General features: G+C 63.9%; 5 protein-coding genes and 1 pseudogene. 2 read left to right on the top strand and 4 right to left on the bottom strand.

The genetic code is table 11. From position 1 onward, the window contains the following. From VTU_RS0111940 to VTU_RS27010, 3 genes and pseudogenes are all read right to left on the bottom strand, one after another. Positions 1-191 (bottom strand): annotated as a pseudogene (locus VTU_RS0111940) (sulfurtransferase); the annotation flags it as partial. A gap of 29 nt (positions 192-220) precedes the next feature. Beyond that, a complete protein-coding gene (locus VTU_RS0111935; RefSeq protein ID WP_010104495.1) occupies positions 221-1048 on the bottom strand; it encodes a P-loop NTPase in 828 nt (275 codons plus the stop codon). Between the two features lie 5 nt (positions 1049-1053). Further along, positions 1054-1950, bottom strand: coding sequence for a GGDEF domain-containing protein (locus tag VTU_RS27010; RefSeq protein WP_010104493.1), 897 nt, complete (start codon positions 1948-1950; stop codon positions 1054-1056). Positions 1951-2011: 61 nt separating this feature from the next. Between VTU_RS27010 and dapA the strand changes: the two genes are divergently transcribed. Both dapA and VTU_RS0111920 read left to right on the top strand, forming a co-directional pair. Then, positions 2012-2917, top strand: a complete 906-nt coding sequence (gene dapA, locus VTU_RS0111925) for a 4-hydroxy-tetrahydrodipicolinate synthase (protein ID WP_010104491.1) — start codon at positions 2012-2014, stop codon at positions 2915-2917. A gap of 136 nt (positions 2918-3053) precedes the next feature. Next, a complete protein-coding gene (locus tag VTU_RS0111920) occupies positions 3054-3995 on the top strand; it encodes a COG2958 family protein (protein WP_010104490.1) in 942 nt (313 codons plus the stop codon). Between the two features lie 213 nt (positions 3996-4208). On the opposite strand, the gene VTU_RS0111915 is transcribed toward VTU_RS0111920, so the two are convergent. Further along, the coding region (locus VTU_RS0111915; RefSeq protein ID WP_010104489.1) for a S8 family serine peptidase at positions 4209-5130 on the bottom strand (922 nt) is incomplete at its 5' end.

Here is a 5130-nt window from a genome sequence, read left to right as displayed (position 1 = left end):
CCGACAAAGCCGCGCACCGTATCTGCCGGGCCTGCGAGAAAAAAGTTGATGCCTTCCCCGGCGAGCAGGATGGTCCCCCGGAGCCCTGCCGCGACCGCCCGCGCCTGCAACGGGTCGCGCAGCGCCGCGGCGTCGGGCAGGGCGACGAACTTGTAGCAGGAGACGTTGAGGATCTTGTGCGGGGTGTTCATGGCAGGCGCGCGCATTGTACGCACAGCCATCAGGCGACGGGAACGAGCAGCGTGGCTTCCATTTTGTTCGCGATCTGCGCCAGCGCCAGCGCCGCCGGGCAGCCCGGGGCGTGCAGCAGCAGCAACTGGCGGCGCATGACGGCGTCGCGCACCGACGGGTCGGACGGGATGTCGCCCATGTGGATCAGGCGCATGGGGCGGCCCGATTCGGTGCTGAGAAAGCGCTCCAGCACCTGCTGCAACTGGCCGGTGATGGCGCGGCCGTCGCCGGGGCGCGCCGCCTGGTTGACGAGCAGGCGCAGATGCTCGCGCCCTTGCTGCGCGGCCAGCACCTTGATGGTGGCGTAGGCGTCGGTCAGCGCGGTGGGCTCGGGCGTGGTCACGATCAGCACCTCGCAGGCCAGCGAGACCGAGTACAGCACCAGGTCCGAAATACCGGTGCCCGTGTCGAGCAGCAGCAGGTCGTAGCGCGGCGCGAGCGCCTCGATCACGCGCAGAAACTGTTCGCGTACCTCGGGCGTGAGGCGCGAATACTCGACCATTCCCGATCCGGCGAGCAGCAGGTCGAAGCCGCAGGCAGCGTCGGCGAGCACGGCGTCCTCGGGCGCGGCCCGGCCGGTAAAAACATCGTGCAGGGTGACCCTGGAGTGCAGGTTCAGCATCACGTCCAGATTCGCCAGGGCCAGGTCGGCGTCGAGCAGCAGCACGCGCTGGCCGCGGCGCGCGAGCGCCGCCGCGAGATTCGCCGCGATGAAGGTCTTGCCAACCCCGCCCTTGCCGCTGGTCAGCGCAACGACGCGGGCGCCGGCCGGGGCCGGGCTGGCTCCGGCAGGGGCGGGCAGCGCGTCGCTCGGCATCGTGGCTAGGAATTTTCAGCGGGCGGCAGCGGGCCGAACAACAGGCTCTTTTCTTCGGCGCTGACGGCGCTCTCGGGCTGCTCCTCGATGCTCACGCGGTCGCAGCCTGCCGACTGCGCCTGGCACAGCTGGTGGCGGGCCCGCTCGGCCCACAGCAGGGGGGTCGAGCGGATGGCCTGCGTGGCAAATGCCCCGCCGACGCTCAGCGTGGCATGCAGCCGCAGCGAGGCGCCGGTCGGTATGGGCGTGTGCGCCACGGCGCGCCGCAGGCGCTCGGCCACCGCGCGGCCAAACGCCGCCTGGCAGGCGGGCAGGAGCAGGGCGAACTGCGCGCCGCCGTACCGCGCCAGGGTGTCCATGGGGCGCACGCAGGCGCTGAGTGCGCGGGCCACCGACTGCAATAGCGCCGCGCCCGCCGCAGCGCCCTGCGTGCCGTTCACGGCATCGAATTGGTCGATGTCGAGCATGAGCAACAGGGCCGATTCCCCCGAGCGCAGCACGCGGTCGATCTCGCGCCCGAGCACCGCGTGCAAATGCCCGCGGCTGCTCAGGCCCGTGAGCGGGTCCGCAAGGCAGAGCCCGCACAGGCCGTCGATCAGCTCCTGCAACGCAGGCGTGCAGTCCGGGCGCTGCTGCACCGCCTGGCTACTGCCGGCCTGCGCCAGCAGCGCGAGCGCAGCATCCAGGCGCAGCTCGCGCAAATCCACCAGAGAAGAGGCCGCAGAATCAGACACGAATCGGGCAATCAGAATGTGCGCGCAGTGTAGCAGCGCGTCGGCCGCGGGAGGGCCCTTGCGGCAGCTGTTGGAGCGCTCGAGCGCCGATCGGATTGAATCCGCCATGGCAGAGTCGGCGAGCACGGAATCGGCGATGATGCGCTGACCTGTATGTGAATGTTGCATCGAGGACGGGAAACTTCGACGCCCCGTCCGTGCATTGAATCTTGGAGACATCGGAGCGCCCATGACACACCACGACATCCGCCCCTACGACGGCATCTTCGTTCCGCTCGTGACGCCGTTTCTTGCATCAATGGAAATCGATTGGGCCGCGCTCGAGCGACTGGTCCGCTTTTACGCCGGACTCGGCCTGGCCGGTTTCGTACCGTGCGGCAGCACCGGCGAGGCGAGCACGCTGTCGATGCAGGAGCACAAGGCGGTCATCTCCTTTGTCACGGAAAAGGCGAAGGCGCTGGGCGACTTTCGCGTCGTCGCTGCGACGGGTTCGAACAGCACGCAGGAGTGTCTGGAATTGACGGCGCACGCGAAGGCGTCGGGGGCCGACGCCTGCTTGGTCGTGACGCCGTACTACGTGCGACCAAACCGTTCCGGCCTGCTCGCGCATTACGGCCGGGTGTCCGAACTGGACCTGGACGTGCTGCTCTACAACATCCCGCTGCGCGCCGGCTTGAACCTGACGCTGGAAGACATCGTGCTGCTGCACGCCAAGGTAGCGCGCATCGTCGGCATCAAGGAGGCGACGAGCGACATAGGCCAACTCATCGACGTCGCGCACCACTTCGCAGACGATGCGACGTTCACCGTGCTCAGCGGCGAGGACGCATTGCTTTTCGATTGTTGCGTGAACGGGGGGCGAGGCTCGATTTGCGCCACGGCACTCGTCTATCCGCGCGAAGTCGTCGCCTTGCACCGGCATCTCGTCGCCGGGCAACTGCGCGAGGCGGCGAGCATCAACCGCTGGCTGCGGCCGCGCGTCAAGGCGCTTTTTTGCGAATCGAACCCGGTCGCGATAAAGCATGCGCTGAGCCGTGTGCACGGCATCTTACCCATCACGCGCGCGCCGCTTGGCCCGGCTTCGGCGCAGGCCGTGAAGACCATCGATGCGCTGGGCTTGGAGCCCGAGTCCTGAGCGCCAACGCATTTCCCCTGCGCGTGCCGGGCGCGAAATTGCCCGCTTGGATTGTCAATCGTTTGCATTGGCACGAGATGCCGGTAACGGCAGAGAACGAGATCAAGAAGTCGTTCAGACTCTGAGGAGAAATTTTATGGCATTGAATCTGGCGAAGACGGTACTCGGTTATTTGAAGGAGCGGCCGGATGAAAAGCTGACCGCGCGGCAGATTGCCGAGTGGATTTTCGCCACGTTCCCTGGTGAATGCCAAGCGAAGAAGCAGAACAGCCAGCACGTCCGCACAGATGCTGATTTGGTGCAGCAACTGGTAGCGGAAATCGGCGCGCAGCGCCCGCGTCTTCAGAAACGACATCCAGAGTTCAAGGCTACCGAGGGGCGTCCACGCAAGTATTACTACTCGGAGAAATCTGACGTTGCCGAGGTTGCTGCGGCTGAGGGCGTGGTTGCAGCACCCACGGAAAACAATAACACCGCCAAGCTTGGCGAGCACGCCCTGTACCCGCTGCTTTCGCTGTACCTGTGGGAGGAGTTTGGCGTTTATTCGAAGCGCATCAACGAGAAACGCGCATCGAACAAACGGGGTCCAAATGGCAACCGCTGGTTGTACCCGGACGTTGTCGGCATGGAGGACTTGGGTGCGGAGTGGCACCAAGAAGTGCGGGACTGCGTGAATCAGTATTCCGACAAGCGCACCAAGCTGTGGTCGTTCGAGGTCAAGCTACTGATCAACCGGTCGAATGTGCGTGAATGCTTCTTCCAGGCGGTTTCCAACTCGTCGTGGGCCAATTTTGGTTATCTGGTCGCAGCGGAGATCGAGGGCCATGACACACTCAAGGAACTGCGGATGCTGTTTGCGGCGCACGGTATCGGCTTGATCAAACTGGACGCAGACACCCCGGCTGAAAGTCAGGTCTTGATTCCAACTCGCGAAAGAGACGAAATCGATTGGGATATGGCCAATCGACTGGCAACCGAGAGCCGGGATTTTTTGGAATACGTGAAGCTGGTGAAGCAGTTCTACCAGACCGGCGAAGCAAGACAGACCGATTGGGATGTGCCTGAGACGGCGGACTGAGCGGCCATCGCTTCGCGGATCGAGGCTCCTCGTCGTTTCGTGTGGAAACCAACATGCACAATAGCCGCTGATAGTACCCGCCCTGCGGGCAGATACAGACTCGCCTGCTGGCCTGTCCGCCAATCTTTGGTCGGTTGGGCCATCGGAAACTCTCTCATCGTCGGATTTACGGCATCTTCACATTAATTCTGATTTGACGGATCAGCGCATGCTTCACCGTATCCGGATCGGCAGAGATACTTGCGGCACGATCTGCACCAGCGTCGTCGCGTAGGTACGCAGGATATCGTTGTAAAGATCAGCATGCTTGCGGGCTTCGATGGTGATGATCAGTGCGTAACGGATATTGCCGGGGCTCTTCGCTTGCTGTCCAGTTTCGCGTGCGTTGTAGTGGATGTCGAAGACTGGGTTCTTGAGGGATTTGCCGCGCATGTTCTGCGCGTCGTGCAGAACCGTTTCCCATTTTCCCAAGTCAGAGCGCCGCTCTTCTTCGGTCGCGTACTTATTTATGCGGAAGAAACTCTTGGTGTTGGCGTTGGCCTTGCCGTCCTTGATCTTCTCGTCGCTGGGGCGAAACGTAACCTCCAAGCCCGCACGCGTGTACGCGGCGGCATCCTGCGGATCGGTCGGCGAGGCATAGCAGAAGGTTGCCTTGAGACGAATGTTTCCCTTCAGGCCATCAGCGGGCAGCGGAAGGGGTGCGCGCAGGTATTTACCCGGCTTCAACTCCCCTTGGTAGACCACGCGCGCCACCCCTTCCGGACAGGTGATGATATCCATCAAGTCCTCGGGTACCTTGCCCCAGCCTACCTCAAGCTTGTCGTGCGTCGCGGTGTCTGCGGCGTGGATCAGCAGCGCCTTGATCGCCAGCAGTGATAGTTCAGATCCGAAGATGGCGCGAACGCCGACTGCGCTGCGCAGCAGATATGGGCAAGCGAAGCTGGTGCCCAACTGCGGCGAGAGCGCCACTTTCTTGCCCGGCGACAGCACATGGAAATAGTTGTTCGCGCTACCCCCGAACGCCATCAAGTCCGGCTTGACAACGCCCGGTCTTCGGCCGGGGCCAAGCGCGCTGTACGGTGCACGTGCCCAGCCCGCTTCGGTGTGGCTGGCGGCGCCGACGGCCAGCGCATTG

The sequence above is a fragment of the Verminephrobacter aporrectodeae subsp. tuberculatae At4 genome (assembly GCF_000193225.1).
Taxonomy (GTDB): domain Bacteria; phylum Pseudomonadota; class Gammaproteobacteria; order Burkholderiales; family Burkholderiaceae_C; genus Acidovorax; species Acidovorax aporrectodeae.
Note: the sequence above shows the minus strand (reverse complement) of the source record. Positions and strands in the feature narration are given on the sequence as shown.

Coding starts and splice junctions, on each gene's coding strand:
- VTU_RS0111920 (WP_010104490.1), top strand. CDS start 3,054: ATGGCATTGAATCTGGCGAAGACGGTACTCGGTTATTTGAAGGAGCGG.
- VTU_RS27010 (WP_010104493.1), bottom strand. CDS start 1,950: ATGCAACATTCACATACAGGTCAGCGCATCATCGCCGATTCCGTGCTC.
- VTU_RS0111935 (WP_010104495.1), bottom strand. CDS start 1,048: ATGCCGAGCGACGCGCTGCCCGCCCCTGCCGGAGCCAGCCCGGCCCCG.
- dapA (WP_010104491.1), top strand. CDS start 2,012: ATGACACACCACGACATCCGCCCCTACGACGGCATCTTCGTTCCGCTC.